The 22093-nt window shown below is 59.2% G+C and carries 20 protein-coding genes; 8 read left to right on the top strand and 12 right to left on the bottom strand.

The window, feature by feature from the left end; all coding sequences use genetic code 11:
* The first annotated feature begins 182 nt into the window (after positions 1-182).
* On the top strand, positions 183-1370 hold the full coding sequence (cfaB, locus tag FHK92_RS05130) for a C17 cyclopropane fatty acid synthase CfaB (RefSeq protein ID WP_181287128.1): 1188 nt from the start codon (positions 183-185) through the stop codon (positions 1368-1370).
* Here cfaB and cls read toward each other — a convergent pair.
* Positions 1367-2806, bottom strand: coding sequence for a cardiolipin synthase (cls, locus tag FHK92_RS05125; RefSeq protein ID WP_181287127.1), 1440 nt, complete (start codon positions 2804-2806; stop codon positions 1367-1369). The genes cfaB and cls overlap by 4 nt on opposite strands.
* 141 nt (positions 2807-2947) lie before the next feature.
* Here cls and FHK92_RS05120 point away from each other — a divergent pair, with 141 nt between their 5' ends.
* A complete protein-coding gene (locus FHK92_RS05120) occupies positions 2948-3469 on the top strand; it encodes a DUF3617 domain-containing protein (protein WP_181287126.1) in 522 nt (173 codons plus the stop codon).
* A 79-nt stretch (positions 3470-3548) separates the two neighbouring features.
* On the opposite strand, the gene FHK92_RS05115 is transcribed toward FHK92_RS05120, so the two are convergent.
* The 5 genes from FHK92_RS05115 to FHK92_RS27740 all read right to left on the bottom strand — a co-directional run bounded on the left by FHK92_RS05115 (position 3549) and on the right by FHK92_RS27740 (position 7365).
* Positions 3549-4424, bottom strand: a complete 876-nt coding sequence (locus tag FHK92_RS05115; RefSeq protein WP_181287125.1) for a metal ABC transporter substrate-binding protein — start codon at positions 4422-4424, stop codon at positions 3549-3551.
* Between the two features lie 11 nt (positions 4425-4435).
* Positions 4436-5302: a metal ABC transporter permease gene (locus FHK92_RS05110; RefSeq protein WP_181287124.1), complete on the bottom strand. Its 867-nt coding sequence runs from the start codon at positions 5300-5302 to the stop codon at positions 4436-4438.
* Positions 5302-5970 (bottom strand): metal ABC transporter ATP-binding protein, encoded by a 669-nt coding sequence (locus FHK92_RS05105; protein ID WP_181287123.1) that lies wholly within the window; start codon positions 5968-5970, stop codon positions 5302-5304. Before FHK92_RS05105 ends, FHK92_RS05110 begins: the two co-directional genes overlap by 1 nt.
* Complete coding sequence (gene folE2 / locus FHK92_RS05100; RefSeq protein ID WP_181287122.1) at positions 5967-6863, bottom strand: GTP cyclohydrolase FolE2; 897 nt, start codon at positions 6861-6863, stop codon at positions 5967-5969. Before folE2 ends, FHK92_RS05105 begins: the two co-directional genes overlap by 4 nt.
* Before the next feature lie 109 nt (positions 6864-6972).
* Positions 6973-7365, bottom strand: coding sequence for a glutamine synthetase (locus tag FHK92_RS27740; protein WP_258232590.1), 393 nt, complete (start codon positions 7363-7365; stop codon positions 6973-6975).
* A 116-nt stretch (positions 7366-7481) separates the two neighbouring features.
* On the opposite strand from FHK92_RS27740, the gene zigA reads away from it, so the two are divergent.
* Complete coding sequence (gene zigA, locus FHK92_RS05095; protein ID WP_181287121.1) at positions 7482-8690, top strand: zinc metallochaperone GTPase ZigA; 1209 nt, start codon at positions 7482-7484, stop codon at positions 8688-8690.
* A gap of 63 nt (positions 8691-8753) precedes the next feature.
* Here the strand turns inward: zigA and FHK92_RS05090 are convergent, their stop codons facing one another.
* The gene (locus FHK92_RS05090) at positions 8754-9107 is read right to left on the bottom strand and encodes an NADH:ubiquinone oxidoreductase (RefSeq protein ID WP_181287120.1); all 354 of its coding nucleotides are present in this window, start codon (positions 9105-9107) and stop codon (positions 8754-8756) included.
* 27 nt (positions 9108-9134) lie between these two features.
* Here FHK92_RS05090 and FHK92_RS05085 point away from each other — a divergent pair, with 27 nt between their 5' ends.
* Complete coding sequence (locus FHK92_RS05085; RefSeq protein WP_181287119.1) at positions 9135-10100, top strand: CobW family GTP-binding protein; 966 nt, start codon at positions 9135-9137, stop codon at positions 10098-10100.
* Between the two features lie 12 nt (positions 10101-10112).
* On the opposite strand, the gene FHK92_RS05080 is transcribed toward FHK92_RS05085, so the two are convergent.
* On the bottom strand, positions 10113-10535 hold the full coding sequence (locus FHK92_RS05080) for a DUF3301 domain-containing protein (RefSeq protein ID WP_181287118.1): 423 nt from the start codon (positions 10533-10535) through the stop codon (positions 10113-10115).
* Positions 10536-10654: 119 nt separating this feature from the next.
* On the opposite strand from FHK92_RS05080, the gene pdxY reads away from it, so the two are divergent.
* Complete coding sequence (gene pdxY, locus FHK92_RS05075; RefSeq protein ID WP_181287117.1) at positions 10655-11527, top strand: pyridoxal kinase PdxY; 873 nt, start codon at positions 10655-10657, stop codon at positions 11525-11527.
* 117 nt (positions 11528-11644) lie between these two features.
* Here pdxY and FHK92_RS05070 read toward each other — a convergent pair whose 3' ends face one another.
* Positions 11645-12130: an acyl-CoA thioesterase gene (locus tag FHK92_RS05070; RefSeq protein WP_181287116.1), complete on the bottom strand. Its 486-nt coding sequence runs from the start codon at positions 12128-12130 to the stop codon at positions 11645-11647.
* Positions 12131-12394: 264 nt separating this feature from the next.
* Between FHK92_RS05070 and FHK92_RS05065 the strand changes: the two genes are divergently transcribed.
* Positions 12395-14158 carry a cation:proton antiporter gene (locus FHK92_RS05065; protein WP_181287115.1) on the top strand — a complete coding sequence of 588 codons (1764 nt, stop codon included), beginning with the start codon at positions 12395-12397 and terminating at the stop codon, positions 14156-14158.
* Positions 14159-14177: 19 nt separating this feature from the next.
* Here the strand turns inward: FHK92_RS05065 and FHK92_RS05060 are convergent, their stop codons facing one another.
* The 3 genes from FHK92_RS05060 to uvrD form a co-directional block, all read right to left on the bottom strand.
* Entirely contained in the window at positions 14178-14585 is a 408-nt protein-coding gene (locus FHK92_RS05060) for an SMI1/KNR4 family protein (protein WP_003187120.1), read from the bottom strand.
* 138 nt (positions 14586-14723) lie between these two features.
* Complete coding sequence (locus tag FHK92_RS05055; protein WP_181287114.1) at positions 14724-15596, bottom strand: Tim44 domain-containing protein; 873 nt, start codon at positions 15594-15596, stop codon at positions 14724-14726.
* Positions 15597-15900: 304 nt separating this feature from the next.
* Entirely contained in the window at positions 15901-18084 is a 2184-nt protein-coding gene (gene uvrD / locus FHK92_RS05050) for a DNA helicase II (protein WP_181287113.1), read from the bottom strand.
* 260 nt (positions 18085-18344) lie between these two features.
* Between uvrD and FHK92_RS05045 the strand changes: the two genes are divergently transcribed.
* Together FHK92_RS05045 and FHK92_RS05040 are read left to right on the top strand one after the other, a co-directional pair.
* Positions 18345-21209, top strand: coding sequence for an EAL domain-containing protein (locus FHK92_RS05045; RefSeq protein WP_181287112.1), 2865 nt, complete (start codon positions 18345-18347; stop codon positions 21207-21209).
* A gap of 203 nt (positions 21210-21412) precedes the next feature.
* Positions 21413-22093, top strand: a 681-nt coding sequence (locus FHK92_RS05040) for an SIS domain-containing protein (protein WP_181287111.1), incomplete at its 3' end; no start/stop codon positions are given.

The following is a 22093-nucleotide window of genomic DNA, read 5'->3' as shown; positions in this document are numbered from 1 at the left end:
CATTTAAGCGAACTGTTGAAGGCGCGTGCAGTCACTACGAGAGGTAGCACCACTTCAGGCAGTTACTGCTCAAAACAGTAGATTTAGAAGAACGATAGAAAAAGGCTATAAATTCGATAGCCAGCTATTTTTCTACGATGGGCTACCCTCATTTCAGACGTCTGAAACAAGGGGGATTTTTCATGCTCGCTCAACTTCCACCGGCCTTACAGAATCTGCATCTACCGCTTCGGCTGCGGCTCTGGGATGGCCATGAATTCGCGCTGGGTGATGACCCCAGCGTGACGATTGTGGTCAAGGACCCACAAATGGTTGCGCAATTCAACCATCCCAGCCTGGATGCATTGGGAGCGGCGTTTGTCGAAGGCAAGCTCGAACTTGAAGGCTCGATCCACGAAGTCATTCGAGTCTGTGACGAGCTGAGCCAGGCCCTGGTGGACGAAGACGACAGTAACCTGCCGGTGCGCACGGTCCATGACAAGGAAACCGACGCCAAGGCGATCTCCTACCATTACGATTTATCCAACGCGTTCTATCAGCTCTGGCTCGACAGCGACATGGCGTATTCATGCGCCTATTTCGAGACCGGCAGCGAAACCCTCGAACAGGCGCAGCAGGCCAAGTTTCGCCACCTCTGTCGCAAGCTGCGCCTGCAACCCGGCGATTATCTGCTGGACGTTGGCTGCGGGTGGGGTGGGTTGGCGCGTTATGCGGCTCGAGAGTTCGGTGCCAAGGTGTTCGGCATTACCTTGAGCCAAGCTCAACTGGATTTGGCTCGCGAGCGGGTCAAGGCTGAAGGCCTGGAAAACCAGGTCGAGCTGCAGCTGTTGGACTACCGGGATTTGCCTCAGGACGGTCGATTCGACAAAGTCGTCAGTGTCGGCATGTTCGAACACGTGGGGCACGCGAATTTGACGCAGTACTGCAAGACGCTGTTCGGGGCCGTGCGCGAAGGTGGCTTGGTGATGAATCATGGGATCACGGCCAAGCACACCGACGGCCGCCCGGTAGGTCGCGGCGCTGGCGACTTCATCGAGAAATATGTCTTCCCCAACGGCGAGCTGCCGCACCTGTCGATGATCTCTGCCGAGATCAGTGAAGCGGGGCTGGAGATTGTCGATGTGGAAAGCCTGCGCATGCACTATGCACGGACACTCGATCATTGGAGCGAGCGTCTGGAAGACAACCTCGAAGCTGCTTCCAAGGAAGTGCCGGAACAGGCCCTGCGGATCTGGCGGCTTTATCTCGCCGGTTGCGCCTATGCCTTTGCCAAGGGCTGGATCAATCTGCACCAGATTCTCGCGGTCAAGGCCCACGCCGATGGAAGCCATGACTTGCCTTGGACCCGTGACGATATCTATACGCCTTAGAGAATCGGGGAAATAAGCCGGGCGATCCGCATGCCAATCTTCTGCAGGCGGTGGGTCTCCCGGCTTTCTTGTTTGGCGACTTCGTGGGCCTGGGCGAAATCTTGCTCGAGCATCTGCTGCACTTCGCTGGCAAAGCCGATGTCGACAGTCAGCAACATTACTTCGAAATTCAGTCGGAACGAGCGGTTATCCAGGTTCGCGCTGCCGATGGCGCTGATCTCTTGATCGATCAGCACGACTTTCTGGTGCAGGAATCCCGGCTCATAACGAAACACCCGCACGCCGGCGCGCACGGCTTCGAACGCATAAAGGCTGGATGCTGCGTAGACAATCTTATGGTCGGGTCGCGACGGCAACAGGATGCGCACATCCACTCCGCGCAGCACGGCCAGGCGCAGCGCGGCGAACACCGCTTCATCGGGAATGAAGTACGGTGTGGTGATCCAGATTCGCTCGTTGGCCGCGTGGATGGCCTCGACGAAAAATAGCGAACAGGTTTCGTAGGCGTCGGCCGGTCCGCTGGCTAGCAGTTGGCAGAGCACGCCGCCGTCCGGGTAGGTGTCGGGCAGGATCAGCGGTGGCAATGAACGGGCCGCCCAGAACCAGTCTTCGGCGAACGATTCCTGCATGCTTGCCACCACGGGACCGCGGACTTCGACATGAGTGTCGCGCCAAGGAGCCAAGGGCGGTTTCTCGCCCAGGTATTCATCGCCCACGTTGTGGCCACCGACAAACCCCAAGACACCATCCACGGCGACGATCTTGCGATGGTTGCGGAAGTTGACTTGAAAGCGGTTGAGCCAGCCGCTGCGGGTGGCGAAAGCCTTGACGTGTACGCCGCCGTCGCGCAGCGCCTGGACATAACGGTGGGGTAGGGAATGACTGCCGATACGGTCATAGAGCAGGTACACCGCCACGCCTTCGGCAGCCTTCTTCAGGAGCAACGCTTGCAGGCGCTGGCCGAGTCGGTCGTCGTGGACGATAAAGAACTGCACCAGGACCGCTTCCCGAGCGTTATCGATGGCCTGGAAAATCGCCTCGAACGTGGCTTGTCCATTCACCAGCAGGCGCACCTGATTGTTCGCCAGACATGGCGCTCGCCCCAGTTTCGGCATCGCCCTGAGTGACGCGTAAGCCTGGGAGGCGCGCGCGGTGAGCGCTTCTTCAACCCATGGCCGCCAGTTCAGCTCGGAGATGGCCTTGCGCATTTCTTCGTTGGCTTGCCGGCGTGCCTTGATGTAGCCATCGAATGTACTGCGGCCAAATACCAAATATGGAATCAACGTCAGGTAGGGAATGAACACCAACGAAAGGGCCCAGGCGATCGAGCCTTGGGCGGTTCGCACTGTCAGCACCGCATGGACGGCGGCAATTGAACCCAGGGTGTGAAGCAGCGCGATCAAATAACCGAAAACATGCGGGCCGAAATAATCCATAGGGCAGCCGTGCTCCTGAAGTTTCAATGCTTAACAGACCATGTTCCATGACGATTGTCGCTATTTAATTCACTCGCCGCAGGCCTGAACCGAAGCCTGCGGGCGGCGTCTAACGGCCACTTGTCCTCTGGAGTGTTTGCAATGAATGTTCGTCTGCTGGGTTTGGCCTTGGCGGTTGGCTTGTCGGTTCCTCTGGTGGCTCAGGCGCAGATGCTTCAACCGGGACTGTGGGAATTGACCACCAGCAATATGAAAGTCGATAACCAGAATCTGCCGGATCTGCAATTGATCCTCGGGCAGCTACAAACCCAGATGACCCCGGAGCAACGGGCGATGCTCGAGAAACAAGGCATTACCATGGGCGGAAAGGGCATTCGGGTCTGCCTGACGCCTGCTCAAGTGCAGACCAATGATATTCCGCTGCAGGATCCGCAATCCGGGTGCAAGCAACAGATCACCGAGCGCACCGGCAATCAATGGAAGTTTCGCTTCAGTTGCCCGAAAGCCCAGGGCAATGGTATTGCGACCTTCCAAAGCGATCGCGAATTCACCACCAAGGTCAACGGCACGTTCAACGCCACGGGTATCCAGCAGAACGGTAGCCTGGACACCCGTGCCGTTTGGCTGGGGCAGGATTGCGGGACGGTCAAGCCGAGGGCCTGACCCGGGTTGGACGTAATGAGTTGTTTGCGAGGGAGCTGGCTCCCGCTGGGTGTTTAGCAGTTCAGAAAACTGCGAGCTCTCACGGCCGGCTCAACGCCTCGTACAGCGTGTTGAGGTTGTACTCGAACAACCCGGTAAACGTACTGGCAGGGCCGCTGGCCGCCAGGGCGTCCGAGTACAACGTGCCGCCGATGTGCGCGCCGCTTTCATCGGCGATTTGTTTGAGCAGGCGCGCGTCCTTGATGTTCTCCATGAATACTGCTTTGACTTTCGCCTGGCGGATCTGGGTAATCAGCGCCGCGACTTCAGCAGCCGAGGGCTCACGTTCGGTGGACAGGCCCTGCGGCGCCATGAACTCGATGCCATAGGCCTGGCCCAGGTAACCGAACGCATCGTGAGAGGTAACGATCTTGCGATTACCTGGTGGCAGCGCGCCGAACTTTGCCTTCGCTTCGGCAAGCAGCGCATAGATCGTTTTCAGGTACGCCTGGCTGTTACGTTCGTAATCAGCCTTGTTGTCTGGATCCGCCGCTTCGAGTGCCTTGGTGATATTGCTGACGTACAGCTGCGCGTTGGCGAGGTTGTGCCAGGCGTGGGGATCGGGGACTGTCTCGCCATCTTCGTTCAGTGATCGCGGAATCACGCCTCGACTGGCGCTGATCAGCGCAGCCTTGGTTTCCGTGCTGGTCACCAGGCGATCGAGCCACGGCTCGAAGCCCAGCCCATTCTTGATAATCAACTTGGCCCCGAGCAGCGACTTGGCATCGTCGGGCGTGGGTTCGTAGGTGTGCGCATCGGCGTCCGGTCCAACCATGTTGATGATCTGGACGTGTTCGCCGCCGACTTGTTGGGTCATGTCGGCAAGGATGCTGAAGCTGGTCACTACCTTGAGTTTTTCGGCGGCAGACAGGGACATTGAAAGCATCAAGCTGAAGAGCAGGAGCAGGGCGCGCATCGAGAAACACCTCATTGGGATGTGAGCATGGGCGGGCGGCGCAGGAGACCGTGCACCGGACCGAATACCACGGACAGCAGGTAGGACGCGCCGGCCACCAGGACGATGGCCGGCCCGCTTGGAAGCGAGAAATTGAAAGACAACAGCAACCCCAGCCACACCGAGACGCAACCGAGCAGTGCCGAGATCATCATCAGAACGGGCAGGCGTCGGCTCCAGAACCGTGAAGCGGCCGCCGGCAACATCATCAAGCCGACTACCATCAGCGCGCCGATGGCCTGGAAACCTATCACCAGGTTCAACACTACTAGGGTCAGAAACACACCATGGGCCAACGGACCCAGGCGGCTGACTGTTTGTAGGAACAGGGGATCCAGGGTGTCGAGCAGCAGCGGTCGATAAATCAATGCCATGGTTACAAGACTGACCCCGCAGACCCAGAGCATGCCGGTCAAGGTCGGGCCGTCCACCGCCAATGCGGAGCCGAACAATAAGTGCAGCAGGTCCAGGCGTTTACCGGCCAAGCCAAGAATCAACACGCCGGCCGCCAGGGAAATCGGATAAATCGCTGCGAGGCTGGCGTCTTCCCGCAGACCCGTACGTCGGGTAATCCAAGCGGCGAGCCCTGCCATGCTCAAACCCGCGCCCAAGCCGCCTAACGTCAAAGCCGGCAGGCTCAGGCCCGCGATCCAGAAACCCAGCGCGGCGCCGGGCAAAATGCCGTGAGCCACCGCATCACCAATCAAACTCATGCGCCGCAGAATCAGGAATACGCCCAGCGGCGCTGTACTGCATGCCAACACCAGGCCGCCAAGCAAGGCCCGGCGCATGAAGACGAATTCCTGAAAGGGTTGCCAAAAATGAGTGGCCGCAAGCATCAGGCCACCCAAGCGCGGGGTTGCTGCGCAATCAAGTCGACACTTCGGCCCAGTACGCAGCGTGAATTGCTCACCAGCAGGGTATGGGGAATATGTTCGCGTACGGCGCCCAGGTCATGACACACCAGCACCACGGTCTTGCCCTCGGCATGCCAACGGTGGAGGTGTTTCCACAGCAGCGCTTGGCCCTGTTCATCCAGGGCAGCATGAGGTTCATCCAGCAACAGCAGCGGTGCATCAGCCAGACTCAGTCGGGCGAGCAGAGCGCGCTGCAATTCGCCTCCAGACAATGCCATCAAGGGGCGTTGCTCGAGTCCGCTCAGGGCCCAGTCTTCTAGCGCGGTCTTCAATCGAAGACGCCGCATCGCCGGTGTGTGTGAGCTCCCCCAAGCGCCGGCGGCAACCAACTCCTGCAGGCTGATGGGGAATTGTCGGTCCAGATGTTGCTGTTGCGGCAGGAATGAAACGCCGCCGCGCTTGGGTACGTTGATGGTGGCTTTGCCGGCTAAAGGTTTTTGCAGGCCCGCCAATACCTTCAAAAGACTGGTTTTGCCTGAGCCGTTGGCACCGATGATCGCCGTGAGGCTCCCTGCCGGTCGCTCCATTGTGAGCGGGGGTGTCAGCGGTTGTCCGGGAGCGCCCCAGCTCAGGGCTTGGCAGCTAATCATGATGCGCCTCGCGTCCAGCTACATTCGGCCACGGCGTCATGGGCGTGCAGGCTTTCGGCGTGAACGACCCTTACAGTCAGCGCATCGATTAGAGAAGGCTTTGCCAAGGCTGTGGTGAGCCGCCGCGCGGCGTCTTCGCAGAACATCAGGTTTTGGCCGTTGGCTAGCGAGAATGCCTGTTCGTCGGCGCGCTTGACGGCGGTTTGTACCGCGGTGCCGAGGGCTGCTTCCGCTGCGTCGATGAATGATTGGAGCGGTAATTCCTCGATCTCATTGTTCAACCGCAGGGTCAGCGTTGCCGTGCTGCGCTGGCTATGGGGAGTGGCAACGATGCCATTTGACGAGCCCAGCCAGGCGAGAATCTCGGCGTGCTTCAGCGTTTTGTTTGCGAAGTCGTCGACGAATTGCTGCTGAATCAGTTGCCGAGCGAGTGCCGCCGAGCACGGACAGGTGGAGGAGTAGGGAATCTGAATTCGAAGTTCCACGTGGAACATAGCGTCTTTCAAGCTAGCTTCCAAGCTCACCGGATATCGCTTCCAGCCGCTGAGAGGGCTAACCATTGCCGGGCGTTTGAGCATTAGATCCGTGTGGATACTCAATGACGCCGCCTGGGACAAGCCTTCGTGGCTATCAAGGAACTGCTGCAGGATGCGGCGTAGCAGCCTGGGTGAAAGCTCAATACCTTCGAGCGTTTCCAGCGCCAGGTACAAGCGCGACATGTGGATACCGCGAGCCTCACGATCATCCAGGCTGACACCCGCATCGGCCCTTGCCTGAAGACGATGGCCGCCAATCAGTACGGGAATAGCAACTCCACACATACCGACCCAATCGAGGGGAAGAGCTTGGCGTGAAATCTGCGCAGCGACGTCGGGCAGCGTTAACGCATTCATGAGTGATCCGCAAAGAATTCAAAACTCGACGTTATAGTATAACGTCATCTTTGTGAATAGCTTTCCCATGAAAGGAGTTTTACTTGTCAATCCTGTTCCACGTGAAACGTCAGCGCGGCGAGTCCTGACAGCCGTTGAGGCGACCGCACACGAACGCGCCTTTGCTCCCGCCAGAGCTTGAAAAGCGGTTGATCGTCGTCCAACCAACTCGACGGTTATATCCAACCCAACTTTCTCCGTCCGATGCCAGGCCAGTAAAAAATGTGAGCTGGCCATAACGGCTATTCGTTTGGGACCAATAGCGGTGGCTCACAGCTTCAAATCCGCGCGTATAGATAGTGTTTCCGCTCGTCTGGACGCTGTAGGCATTGCCATATCCATCGACACACGCCAGCAAGTTCGCGCTGCGGGTGCAATTCGCCAAGAGGGGATTTTGAGCTGACGCGTAGACGGTCCAAAGCAATAACGAACCTACTGTCATTAATCTCACAGAGCTGCGCATGGATCATCTCGGTCAATAAGGTTTGCAGGTAGGTATGGAATAGTTGTTATAGTATAACGTAAATAAGCCTGCCCCAACATGTCGAGCCGGAACGGCCATCGATGAGGATATACCCAATGCCCAATCGCCTTCCCGTAACCGTGCTTTCCGGCTTCCTCGGTGCCGGTAAGAGCACGTTGCTCAACCACATCCTGCGCAACCGGGACAATTTGCGTGTAGCGGTGATCGTCAACGATATGAGCGAGATCAACATCGATGGCACCGAAGTCCAGCGAGATGTCTCCCTGAATCGTGCCGAAGAGAAGCTGGTGGAAATGAGCAACGGCTGCATCTGTTGTACATTGCGCGAGGACTTGCTTGAAGAAGTCGGGCAACTTGCCAGGGAAGGGCGTTTTGATTACCTGTTGATCGAATCCACAGGCATATCCGAGCCGCTGCCGGTGGCGGAAACCTTCACGTTTCGCGATGACGAAGGCCGGAGCCTTGCCGATGTCGCACGTCTGGACACAATGGTGACGGTGGTCGACGGTGTTAATTTTCTGTTGGATTACCACGCCGCCGAGAGCCTTGCGTCCCGGGGCGAAACCCTGGGGGAAGAGGACGAGCGCTCAATCACTGAGCTGCTGATTGAACAGATCGAATTTGCCGACGTGATTCTGATCAGCAAGATCGACTTGATCAGCCAACAGGAGCGAGAGGAGCTTATCGCGATCCTGGAGCGTCTCAACACCCACGCGCGAATTGTCCCCATGGTAATGGGCCAGGTGCCGCTGGCCAGCATCCTCGACACCGGCCTTTTCGACTTTCAACGCGCCGCCCAGGCACCCGGTTGGCTGCAAGCTTTGCGAGGCGAGGCTGTACCGGAGACCGAGGAGTATGGCATCGCCTCGACAGCGTACCGGGCACGTCGGCCGTTTCATCCCGAGCGCTTTTTCACGTTTATCGACCGCCCTTGGCCTAATGGCAGGCTCCTGCGCTCGAAGGGTTTTTTCTGGTTGGCGAGCAAACCTGAAGAAGCAGGGAATTGGTCCCAGGCCGGCGGTTTGATGCGTTATGGGTTCGCCGGACGTTGGTGGCGGTTTGTGCCGAAACATCAATGGCCGCAGGATGAGGACAGTACCACCACGATCATGAAGAACTGGCTGGCGGCGACAGGCGATTGCCGTCAGGAGCTAGTGTTCATCGGCCAAAATGTAGACTTTGACCAACTCACCGAAGAGCTGGACGCCTGCCTGCTTACCGATGCGGAAATGGCGCTGGGCATGGAGGCCTGGCGTCTGTTACCGGACCCGTTCGGTTCGTGGCATGACGAGGTCGCGGCTTGATTCGTTGCTTCCCTGGGCTCTGTTCCGGGCCGCGCCAATTGTCGTCAGGCTGGATAACCTGGCTCAAGGCTTGAGCCAGGTGCCCTGGCTTTTCTCTTCGCAAAACGGCTTGAGATAGGCCGCATCGGTTGCCACGCCGTAATAGTGAATATCCTGGTGATAAGGCATATTGGCGACTTGGGCGTTGCTGCAGATGCCAAATGCGCCGCCAGGGCATTGATCCACGTATTGCACGTCGACTTTTTGCCCGGCCAGGCTCGGCTGGCAGAAACCGTCGGCGAACAGTTTTTGCGGAATGTTGCGGTTCTGTTGGCAGACCTTCACGTCGAGCCGTTCCGCCTGGCTGTGTACGATACACGCCTGGGCCATGGCCTGGCTCGAAGTCAAAGCCAGTAACAGCCAGCCGATCATTCGCATCTTCACCTCCACTCAAAGCCATTCATTATGCTGCAGGACATCCCCACCCATGTCATCGCCGGTCCATTGGGTGCCGGCAAGACCAGCCTGATCAGGCAGCTGATGGCCCAGCGCCCGGCGGATGAGCGCTGGGCGGTGCTGATCAATGAGTTCGGCCAGGTCGGCCTGGATGCCGCGCTGCTGACCCAGGCCGCCGATGGTATCGCATTGGGCGAAGTGGCCGGGGGCTGCCTATGTTGCGTCAACGGCGCACCGTTTCAGATCGGCCTGGGTCGCTTGCTGCAAAAGGCCAGGCCCCACAGGCTGTTCATCGAACCTTCCGGGCTGGGCCATCCGGCGCAACTATTGCGTCAATTGAACGCGGCGCCTTGGCTCGGCGTGCTGGCTGTCCAGCCCTGCGTGATGGTATTGGATGCCCGAGCGATGGCGGACGGCAAGTCACTGCCGGATACACAACGACAGGCGTTGGTTGATGCCGGATTGCTGGTGCTGAACAAATCCGAAGGCCTCACCGACAACGATCGGGCGCGCGTTATCGCCCAGTTGCCTGCGCTTGGCTTGTATTGGACGCACAAGGCTGCATTGCCGATTAATCAATTGCCGGGCATTGCTGCTCGGGGCGATGGTGCTGTGGATAACTTGCGCTTACCTGAAGCGCTAGGGCAAATCCCGGCTATCTGGACCGATCCGACGGTGCCGATTTGCCTGTATCAACAGCAGGGGGAAGGTTGGAGTATTGGTTGGCGCTGGCATCCCACCCAGCGTTTCGATGCGGCCGCGATGACGCGCTGGCTCAACGGCGAGCAATGGAAACGGGCGAAGATGGTTATCCACAGCGCTGACGGTTGGGTCTCGGCCAATGCGATGGAGGGTGGGCCGTTGACGTGGCAGGTCAGCGAGTGGCGACAGGATTCAAGGATCGAATTGATCTTCGCTGAACCGCAGGACGTGGTGGCGCTGCAAACGAGCTTGGCAAATTGCCGGCTCCCGTGAGTCAGTCGCGTTTCAAGGCTTCCATTTATTGTGCTCCTGACGCCATTGGCTGAGCTCGATGACCTCAGCCCTGGGGCGGGTCTGGACCGATTCAATCGGCGTAGGCGGGGTTTCTTCGAATGGCATCGGGTAAGGCGCCAATTCGATGTGTGCGCTATGGGCGCCAAACTGAGTGATCGTACCTGAATGACGGGTCTCGCCCGTCACTGTGAACTCGAAGTTGTAGACACGTGCCAGGCGCCGTCGTCCGCTGGCGTCCTTTACGAATCCAATCTTTCGCAGCGCCACGTTGCCGTCCAGCAGCTCGATCTTCAGGTTGGCGCAATGTTGCATAACCCTCGCCAAGGCGCGCTCGCGCAAGCCATGGTTGTGCCACAGCCAGGCGCCACCGGTAGCCAGCAGCATCAGCACGAAAATATTTCCAAGGGTCAGCATGAACGAAAAGCTCCAACAAGTTGCCATCAGCTTAACTGTGTCGCCGGTCTGTCGTACAGGCTGCGTTTAGTCGCATACTGCGCGGCTTGAATTTCAATCGTTTTACGGAAACTTCCCGCATGAAACGTACGCCTCATCTGCTTGCCATCCAGTCCCATGTGATATTTGGCCATGCCGGCAACAGCGCTGCCGTGTTTCCCATGCAGCGGGTCGGCGTAAACGTATGGCCGCTCAATACCGTGCAGTTTTCCAATCACACCCAATACGGACAATGGGCCGGTGAAGTGCTTGCGCCCGCTCAGATACCGCTGTTGGTTGAAGGCATCGCCGCCATAGGCGAGCTGGGCAATTGCGACGCGGTGCTCTCCGGTTATCTGGGCAGCGCCGCCCAGGGGCAGGCAATTCTGGCGGGTGTGGCGCGGATAAAACGTTGCAATCCCAAGGCGTTGTATCTGTGTGATCCGGTCATGGGACATGCGGAGAAGGGTTGTATCGTGGCGCCCGAGGTCAGCGAGTTCCTGTTGGAGGAGGCCGCCGCAGTGGCCGATATCATGTGCCCGAACCAACTGGAACTGGACAGTTTCTCTGGGCGCAAGGCGCAATCATTGCTCGACTGTCTGGCCATGGCCCGTGCGCTGCTGGCCCGCGGTCCGAAGGTCGTGCTGGTCAAGCATCTGGCCTACCCCGGCAAGCCCGAAGACAGCTTCGAGATGCTGCTGGTCACGGCTGATGGCAGTTGGCATTTGCGCCGTCCGCTGCTGGCGTTCCCGCGCCAACCAGTGGGGGTGGGCGACCTCACGTCGGGGTTGTTCCTGGCGCGGATATTGTTGGGGGATAGCTTGGTGGCGGCGTTCGAATTCACCGCTGCGGCCGTGCATGAGGTGCTGTTGGAAACCCAAGCGTGCGTAAGTTACGAGCTGCAGTTGATCCGCGCCCAGGACCGTATCGCCCACCCCCGCGTACGGTTCGAGGCGGTGCCGATCAGCCTCTGATCGATGCTAGCCGTTGTGGGAGCGAGCTTGCTCGCGATGAGGGTCTCACGTTCAACATAGAGTTGCTGTGACATCGTCATCGCGAGCAAGCTCGCTCCCACAGGGATTTCTGGCTGGTTAAGGCCCGTCCGCCTTGATTTCCTGATAGCGCTTCTCCAGCTCCTGGCGAATCTGCCGGCGTTGCTGGGCTTGTTCATAGCGACGTTTTTCTTCGCTGTTCTGCGGTTGCAACGGCGGGACGGGGGCCGGCTTGCGCTGGTCATCCACCGCGACCATGGTGAAGAAGCAGCTATTGGTGTGGCGCACCGAGCGCTCACGGATGTTCTCAGTCACGACCTTGATGCCCACTTCCATCGAAGTGTTGCCGGTGTAGTTCACCGAAGCCAGGAAAGTCACCAACTCGCCGACATGAATCGGCTCGCGGAAAATCACCTGGTCGACCGACAGCGTCACCACGTAGCGGCCGGCGTAACGGCTGGCACAAGCGTAGGCCACTTCATCGAGGTATTTGAGCAGGGTGCCGCCATGGACATTGCCAGAGAAGTTGGCCATGTCGGGGGTCATCAACACCGTCATCGACAGCTGGGCGTTTCCGGGTTCCATAACGTTCTCACGGTTCAAGGCAGCATTTCAGGATGGGCGCCTCTGCGGGCGTTGGGTTGTGGTGACACAACAAACCACTCATATCGGGACGCTGCGCCGCTGCAAGCCGTCACGCTCCGGTGGATCTGTTTCCATATATTGCACCGTCTTTTTGCCAGAAGTCCTGGTGTTAACCTGCAAACGCCCATCACCTAGGTATTTCCTACAAGAGAAACGGACCTATCCGACTCCGCATGGAGTCGTGTTCAGCAAGGAGCCGCTGCCATGCATGCCATCAGTTTCATACAAGACCTGGCGATCATCATGCTGGCGGCGGGGTTGGTGACGGTACTGTTTCATCGTTTCAAGCAACCGGTGGTGCTTGGCTACATTGTCGCCGGCTTCATCATCGGCCCGCATACGCCGCCGTTCGGCTTTATCCATGACGAAGAAACGATCAAGACCCTGGCCGAGCTCGGGGTGATCTTCCTGATGTTCTGCCTGGGCCTGGAATTCAGCCTGCGCAAATTGTTCAAGGTGGGGGCCACAGCGTTTATCGCGGCGTTCCTGGAAATCGTCTTGATGATCTGGATCGGCTATGAGATTGGGCGCTGGTTCGGCTGGAATGCCATGGACTCGCTGTTCCTCGGTGCCATCCTTGCCATTTCCTCGACCACGATTATCGTCAAGGCGCTGAATGACCTGAAGATGAAGAACGAGCGCTTTGCGCAGTTGATATTCGGAGTCCTCATTGTCGAGGACATCCTTGGCATCGGCATCATCGCATTGCTCTCAAGCATCGCGGTCAGCGGTACGGTGAGTTCGGGCGAGGTGTTATCGACGGTCGGCAAGCTGTCGCTGTTCATGGTCGTGGCGTTGGTCATCGGCATCCTGTTGGTACCGCGGTTGCTCGCTTATGTGGGGAAATTCGACAGTAACGAGATGCTGTTGATTACGGTATTGGGGCTTTGTTTCGGCTTTTGCCTGTTGGTGGTGAAGCTGGAATACAGCATGGTGCTCGGGGCATTCCTGATCGGCGCGATCATGGCCGAGTCCCAACAGCTGTTGAAAATCGAGCGGCTGGTAGAGCCGGTGCGCGACCTGTTCAGCGCAATCTTTTTCGTGGCCATCGGGCTGATGCTCGATCCGGCCATAGTGCTTCAGTACGCCTGGCCGATCGCCGTGATCACCTGTGCGGTGGTGCTGGGTAAGGTGCTTTCGTGTGGTCTCGGTGCTTTTATCGCCGGCAATGATGGACGCACCTCACTGCGCGTTGGGATGGGGCTTTCACAGATTGGCGAATTTTCCTTCATCATCGCGTCGCTGGGGATGACCTTGCAGGTCACCAGCGATTTCCTTTATCCGGTGGCGGTGGCTGTCTCGGTGCTGACCACGCTGTTGACGCCTTATCTGATACGGGCCGCTGATCCGTTGTCCGTCAGGCTGGCATCGGTAATACCGCAACGTCTGGCGCGCGTGCTGGGCATGTATGGCGAGTGGTTGCGCAGTATCCAGCCCCAGGGCGAGGGCGCCATGCTGGCTTCCATGATCAGGCGAATCCTGCTGCAAGTCGGCGTCAACTTGGCGTTGGTCATCGCTATTTTTGTTTCGGGAGGGTACTTCGCCGAGCGGATGGCTGCTTATCTGCAAGCGTGGATCAGCGACCCGAGCTGGCAAAAGGCGCTGATTTGGGGCGCAGCGCTGCTGCTGTCGCTGCCGTTCCTGATCGCGGCGTACCGCAAGCTCAAGGCATTGTCGATGTTGTTGGCGGAGATGGGTGTAAAGCCGGAGATGGCCGGCCGCCACACCCAGCGCGTGCGTCGGGTGATTGCCGAAGTGATCCCGATCCTGTCGCTGCTGGTGATCTTCCTGCTATTGGCAGCCTTGTCGGCCAGTATCTTGCCGACCAACAAGTTGCTGTTGCTGATTGCCGTGGTAGCGACTGCCGTGGCGGCGTTGCTCTCGCGCTGGTTCGTCCGCCTGCACACGCGGATGCAGGTGGCGTTGCTCGATACGCTGGACAATCACAAGGAATCGTCCGGGCATTGACCAGCGACGGGCTGGCGGATCAGCTTTCCAACCAGACGTCCCGAGCCCAATGCCAGACCGACTCCCAGGTCTCCTCGGCGATCAGCTCTTCCTCGGCCTGCCACAGCACCACGGTGCCGTCTTCTTCGACGCAATAATAATCGTCGCCGTCCTGGCAAATCGGAATCAGGCTCCGATCGACGCCAGCGTCCCATGCGTTGGCCGCGACATCCGGCAGGTAGGTATGGGATTGCGGATCGGTAACGGTCACCGGCTCCAGGCTGCCATAGACGACATCGCTGACGGTCAGCAAAAACTCCCTGAACACGAATGGGATATCGATGAATAGCTGCTCTTCGATTTCTACCAGCAGATCTTCATCAGGTAACTCCAGCGGAACCGGTACGGGTTCGTTGGCTTCGCGTAATTGTTCGATGATTTCTTCCACGTCCGGGATCCTCTTTCTCGATGGCGCGGTTTTATATGGGCGGTTTATACAGTAGCCCGCCGTAGATGCAACTGCGAAATAGAAAACCCCGGCAAGTGCCGGGGTTCTTTTATTTCAACATGCGAAACGCGGAAAGGTTCAACCGTTCTGGCGGATACCAGCCACCAGCCAAGGCTGGTTCTCGCCTTGGGCACGTTCCATGTTCCAGCTTTCGCTGAACGCCTCACCCTGGTCGAAGCGGGAATCTTTCGACACACCGATAAAGGTCAGGGTGGCGATGGTCTTATCGGCGCGGTCGTCGACGCCGTCCAGTTGCACCTGCAGGTTCTCGATGTGGGTGGACTGGTAGCCGTCCCCCAGCTCGGTCCGCTCGCGCTTGAGGAACTCCAGCAGTTGCGGGGTTACGAACTCGGCGATCTTGTCCATTTCGTTCGCGTCCCAGTGCTGCTGCAACGACATGAAGTGGCTGCGCGCCGCTTCGATGAAGCGCTGCTCGTTGAACCAGGCGGGCGCATTGATCACTGGACGCGCCACTGGAGCGGCCGCGCCACCGAAGATCGAACCGCCGGCAGGCTGCTGGTTGAACACTTCACGCTGCATCGGCGCATGACCGGCCGGAGCGAACTGCTCCTGCTGCTTGCGACGACGGGCTGCGATGAAACGGAAAACCAGGAAGGCGATGACCGCCATGATCAGGATGTCGAAGATCTGCATGCCCTGGAAACCGTCGCCCATGAACATGGAAGCGAGCAGGCCACCGGCGGCGATACCGGCCAGGGGGCCGAGCCAACGCGAAGCACCGCTGGCCTTGGTAGCGGCGCCAGCAGCACCGGCCGCGCCTGCGGTGGCGGCAGTGGACCCGGCGGCAGAGGACGGCGCCATCTGGCTGGTCTGGTGAGTCGGGGCTGCGCCCGAACTTTTACCACCGCCAAAACGCTTGGCGGCATTGGCGTCGATGGCCATCGTCAGGCCGATGCACAAGGCCATGGCGATGCTAAGAAAACGTTTCATATAAAGGCATTCCCATTTGTGGATAGCACGCGCGCCATGTTGCACAGCTGAACTGTTGCTGGCTAGCGGCAGAGTGTTTCGGGCTTTTGCGTGACAGCTGAGGTTCAGGTTCGGCTGTGCAAGCAGGCCAGTTCGCTTTGGGCTGTAGGAAAGAGGGACAAGTTCTATCGGAAATGTTCTGGCTTCCCCAGAACGAACTGTGGGAGCGAGCTTGCTCGCGATGGCGGCGTGTCAGTCAGCATCAATAGTGGCTGATCTACCGCTATCGCGAGCAAGCTCGCTCCCACAGGTTCTATGCAGATCGCTAGATCGCCTCGAGCTTGGCGTACCCCAGCATCAGCCATTTGCTGCCTTCGCTGAAGTTGACCTGCACCCGAGCCTGGGCACCGGCGCCTTCAAAGTTGAGGATCACACCGTCGCCGAACACCGAATGCCGTACCGCCTGGCCAAGGCTGAAGCCGGTTTCCGGAATATCACTTCCGCCGAACAGGCTGCTGGTGCCTTGCTGCTGGCTGCCGCCGAACGGACGGCTGACGCTGTTGGAAAGCCGTACTTCCTGGATAAGACCTTTCGGCACTTCTCGTACGAAGCGCGACACCTTGTTGTAGGTCTCGCTGCCATATAAACGTCGGGTTTCCGCGTAAGTCATCACCAGGTTCTGCATGGCGCGGGTGATGCCAACGTAGGCGAGGCGGCGTTCTTCTTCCAGGCGTCCGGGTTCTTCCAGGCTCATCTTGTGCGGAAACAGGCCTTCCTCCATGCCCACCAGGAACACATACGGGAATTCCAGGCCCTTGGCGCTGTGCAGGGTCATCAGCTGGATGCTGTCTTCATGCTCGTCAGCCTGGGTGTCGCCCGCCTCCAGGGAGGCATGGCCGAGGAAGGCCGACAAGGGCGACAGGTCTTCGTCTTCTTCGGTCGTTTCGAAGTTGCGCGCGGCGCTGACCAGTTCCTCAAGGTTCTCCACCCGGGCCTGGCCTTTCTCGCCTTTTTCCGCTTCGTGATAAGCGATCAAGCCGGATTGCTCGATGACGGTCTGGGTCATCAGGTGCAGCGGCATTTCCCCGCACTTGGCAGCCAGGTCTTCTATCAAATCCATGAAGGCCTTCAGGGCGCCGGCGGCGCGACCGGTCACGCCCTTGTTGTCGACCAGCAGGCGCATGGCTTCCCACATCGACACATGGCTGTGACGGGCATGTTCGCGAATCGCCTCGACGGTTTTCTCGCCGATGCCCCGCGTCGGCACGTTGATTACCCGCTCCAGGGCCGCGTCGTTGCCACGGCCTTCGATCAGGCGCAGGTAGGCCATGGCGTTCTTGATTTCGGCGCGCTCGAAGAAGCGCTGTCCACCATAGATCCGGTAAGGGATCCGTTCGCGCAACAAGGCCTCTTCAAGCACCCGCGACTGGGCGTTGGAGCGATACAGGATGGCGATGTCGCTGCGGGCCAGGCCGGTCTTCAAGGCGCTCTCGATGGTTTCCACTACATAGCGGGCCTCATCGTGTTCGTTGAAGGCGGCGTAGAGATTGATCGCCTCGCCTTCGCTGCCGTCGGTCCACAGTTCCTTGCCCAGGCGCCCGGTATTGTTGGCGATCAGGGCGTTGGCAGCCTTGAGGATGCCGGCGGTGGAGCGATAGTTCTGTTCGAGGCGAATGACCTCGGCGTCGGGAAAGTCCGCCGAGTACTGGTGGATGTTCTCGATCTTCGCGCCACGCCAGCCATAAATCGACTGGTCGTCGTCACCCACCACCATCAGGCTGTCGCCGCCCTTGGCGAGCAGGCGCAACCATGCATATTGAACGGCGTTGGTGTCCTGGAATTCGTCCACCAGGACATGCCGGAAGCGCTTCTGGTAATGAGCCAGCAGGCCAGGGTGGTCACGCCAGAGATCCAGGGCCCGTAGCAGCAGCTCGGAGAAGTCGATGACGCCGGCACGCTGGCACGCCGCCTCGTAGGCTTCATAGATGCTGCGCATGGTCGCCAGGAAAAGGTCGCCGCTGGCCTGGATATGTTGTGGGCGCAGGCCCTCGTCTTTCTGGCCGTTGATGAACCATTGGGCCTGACGGGCCGGCCAGCGTTGTTCGTCCAGGCCCAGCTCGCGGATGACCCGCTTGACCAGGCGTTGCTGGTCATCGCTATCCAGGATCTGGAAAGTCTGGCTCAAGCCGGCTTCCTGCCAGTGGGCTCGCAGAAGGCGATGCGCCAGACCGTGGAACGTACCGACCCACATGCCGGCGGGATTGATGCCCATCAGCTGTTCGATGCGATGACGCATCTCGGCGGCAGCCTTGTTGGTAAAGGTCACCGACAGGATCGAATGGGGCGAGGCGTTCTCGACCTGGATCAACCAGGCGATACGGTGCACCAGCACTCGGGTCTTGCCGGAGCCGGCACCGGCCAGGACCAACTGACGGCCAACGGAGGCAGCAACTGCCTGGCGTTGGGCATCGTTAAGGGAGTTCAGCAGAAGGGAGAGATCATCGCGCATCGGCGCATTCTAGGGTGCGGCGCCACCCCGGGCAAACCGAGCTTTGCATCAACCGACAAAACACCGCTTGGTGACGACCGGTTGGTCAGCCTCTACAGGCATGGATGGCGCTCGCCTGGCGTCACCAATGCCCAGTGGAATGGCCATTTTTTCAGCATTTTTATGAGCGAGAGCAGTGTGGGATGGCCTTTGGCTTGTGTATGCTCGGTTCTCGTTTCGGGTGCACCATGCGCCCCTGAATAAGAACAAGAACATCGACTATGACCTTCAATTCCGATCTGGCTGGCCCTTGTGTTGAGCCGCGGGTCATTTACAAGCAGTACGCCACGGAAATGGCGGTCGAACGCACAAGGCTGCTGTATCAGGGCTCACTGCTGCCCACGCTGTTCATGCTGATCAACGGTCTGGTCTGTGCCGCACTGTTGTGGCAGCCATCGCGCTATTTCCTGGTCAGCGTATGGCTGGTCTGGTTGTTGTCGCTGGTAGCGCTGCGGGTGATCCAGGTGGCAGCGTTCGATTCGGCGATGCCAAGCCGCCAGGCGCACCCGATCTGGTTGCGCATGTTTTTGCTGGGCTCGGCCATGACCGGCCTGACGCTGGCCGGGGCCGGCATTGCGCTGGTTCCGGCGGACAGCTTCCAACAACAGGCCTGGGCGTTTGGCCTGATCGGCGCGGCTACGTTGTCGGCCAGCGTTGCCTACGCCGTCAGCCTTTCAGCGTACCTGTCCTTCACCTTGCCGTGCCTGTTGCCGGCAATCGGTTATCTTTTCTGGGGCGGTGATGAACAGCAGCTCGGTTGGGGCTGGCTTGGGCTGGTCCTGCTGGTTTTCCTCAGTGTGGTGGCCTGGCAGGTCAACCGGCTGATACGCAACGGCATGCTGCGACGGTTTCAGAACCAGGCCCTGATCGAGCATTTGCAGCAGGCGCAAGCCCGTGGCGCGCAGCTTAACGAGGCCTTGGCGCGTGAGGTCGAACAGCGCCGTTCTGCCGAAGCCCGGCTGCGTGCGGCCCAGGTTGGCCTGGAAGAACGCGTGGCGCAACGCAGCCTGGAGCTGGACGCGGCCAGCCAAGCCCTGAGTAAAAGCGAGGCGCGCCTGGCCCTGGCCCTGAAAGCCAGCGAGCTGGGGCTCTGGGATTGGAACCTGCAGACTGACGAAGTCCACCACACCCAACTCAAGGAACTGTTTGGCCTGGAGCCCGAATACGTCACGGCGATGCTCAGCCATCTGACCCCGCGGCTGCATCCGCAAGACCTTCCTGCGCTCAAGCGTGCGCTTGTCGAGCACCTGAAGGGCCGTAGCGAGGATTACCAGATCGAATACCGTGTCCGTCACGGCGATGGCCATTGGGTCTGGATCGAAGATCGCGGTCGAGCCGTGGAGCGTAGCGCTGGCGGTCGGGTTCTACGCATGGTCGGCACCCGGCGAAACATCAGCGCAAGCAAAGAACTTGAACAGCAGCGGCAACTGGCGGCCACGGTGTTCGAGGCGGCCAGCGAAGGCATCGTGATCTTCGACCCGAACTACGCGTTGCTGGCTGCCAACCAGGCGTTCACGCGGGTGACCGGGTTCAATATCGCCGACATGCTGGGGCGCAATGTGGTTGACCTGCCATGCAGCCGCGATGCCCGCCGACACTATTCGATCATTCGCCAAGCGCTCAAGCAACACGGCACCTGGCAGGGCGAACTGGTGGAGGCTCGCGCCAACGGCGAGCTTTATCCGCAGTGGCTGCAGCTGAACGTGGTCCGCGATCTGCGGGGCAACGTCAGCCATATCGTCGGCTTCTTCGCGGATCTCTCGGCCCGACGCGAGTCCGAGGAGCGGATGCGCTATCTCACGCATTACGACGAACTGACCGGTCTGGCGAACCGTTCACTGTTCCGCGAGCGCCTGCAAGAAGCCCATCAGCGGGTGCGTCAGGGTGGACGACGGAGCCTGGCGCTGCTGCATATCAATCTGGATCGTTTCAAGCTGCTCAACGACAGCCTCGGTCATGACATCGCCGACCAGTTGCTGCAAAAAATGGCTCGGCGCCTGATCAATGCACTGCCGGAGGCCGATACCATCGCCCGGCTGTCCGGAGACGAGTTCGCGGTGCTGTTCGACGCCTACGGCAATCTTTCGAGCCTGGCGCGCGTTGCGACCCGGCTGGCAACCAAACTCCGCGTGCCGGTGACCATCGATGGCCACGAACTGGTGGTCAGCGCATCCATTGGCATCAGCCTGTTGCCCGATAACGCGCGGGAAATTTCCATGCTGGTCAGCCAGGCCAACATGGCCATGCAGCATGCAAAACACTTGGGCGGAAATAACTTTCAGTTTTATACCGATAGCCTGCAGGCCAGCACACTAGAGCGCTTGCAGTTGGAAAACCAATTGCGCAAGGCATTGGAAGAACAGCAATTGAAGGTGTTTTACCAACCCAAATTGTGCCTGGCGACCGGTCGTCTGAATGCCGCTGAGGCCCTGGTGCGCTGGGACCACCCAAGCATGGGCCAAGTCCCTCCGGGAGATTTCATTGGCCTGGCCGAAGAGACCGGGTTGATCGGTCCGATTGGTGAGTTCGTATTGCGCCAGGCCTGCTGGCAGGCGTGTGAATGGCAGCGCCAGGGGCTCGCGCCGATCAGGGTGTCGGTCAATTTGTCGGTGCATCAATTGCGCCAGGGCAAGCTAGTCAGCCTTGTGCGGCAAGTGCTGGAAGAAACCGGCCTGGAGCCGCAATTTCTTGAGCTGGAATTAACCGAGAGCCAACTGCTGGACAGCGTTGAACACATTATCGCGACCTTCCAGCAGCTACGGGATTTGGGGGTCAAGCTGGCCATCGACGATTTTGGCACCGGCTATTCTTCCCTGAGCTACCTCAAGCGTATTCCGGTGGACTACGTGAAAATCGACCAAGCCTTCATTCGCGGCCTGGAGGAGGGCGGCGAGGACGCGGCCATTACCCGCGCGATCATTGCGATGGCCCATGGGCTTTCACTCAAGGTAGTGGCCGAGGGCGTGGAGCGGCAAGGGCAGCTCGATTTCCTGAAAAACGAACAATGCGATGAAGTCCAGGGGTATCTCATCAGTCGGCCGGTCGGCGCTGAAGGCTTGGCTCGCTTGTTGGGGGCGCAAAAATAGGACAGCACGCCGGTTTGGATCGAGGAATCGTTTCAAACTTTCCCCGCTTGCCTCGCGGCGCGGCTACATGAAGCGTTCCCCGCCAAAACAAAGGTTGGCAGGGCTAAATCAGTTACGTATTGGACAGGCATAAAGACACTTCTTGTAGTATAACTACAAGATTGCTACATCCCGGCACCTGCCCATAACAAGAGTCCAGCCCTTTGAACCTGTTGCAACACATCGCCCAGTCACGCCACCTGCTGCGCAAGTCGGAGCTGAAAGTCGCCGATCATGTACTGCTCGATCCTGCGGCCGTGATGCACAGTTCCATGGCCGATCTTGCCCACAGCGTTGGCATCAGCGAACCGACCATCGTGCGCTTTTGCCGGGCCATTGGTTGTTCGGGTTTCCAGGACCTGAAACTCAAGTTGGCGCAAAGCCTGGCGGCCGGTGCGAGCTTTGGCCAGTTCGCAATTCATGAAGACGATTCGGTCGCCGACTACAGCCTGAAAATCTTCGATACGACCCTGCACACGTTGATGGAGGTTCGTGAAAAGCTCGACCCGGTGGCGTTGCAGAAAGCCGTTACGGCCATGTCCCAGGCCCAGCGCGTCGAGTTCTATGGCTTCGGTGCCTCGGGCGCGGTGGCAGCCGATGCCCAGCACAAGTTCTTCCGATTGTTGCTTACGGCAGCGGCTTATTCCGACCCGCACATGCAGGCCATGTCAGCCGTCACGTTGAAGCCGACCGACGTGGCAATCTGCATTTCCCAGTCCGGACGTTCCAAAGACCTGTTGATCACCGCCAATCTGGTGCGTGAAAGCGGTGCCTCGCTGATTACCTTGTGCCCGAGCCAGACGCCCTTGGCGGAGCTCTCCACGGTAAACCTGGCCATTGATGTT

Origin of the sequence: Pseudomonas brassicacearum subsp. neoaurantiaca, assembly GCF_013608025.1 — a bacterium.
Lineage (GTDB): Bacteria > Pseudomonadota > Gammaproteobacteria > Pseudomonadales > Pseudomonadaceae > Aquipseudomonas.
The sequence above is the reverse complement of the archived record's forward strand: the minus strand, read 5'-3'. Positions and strand labels throughout refer to the sequence as shown.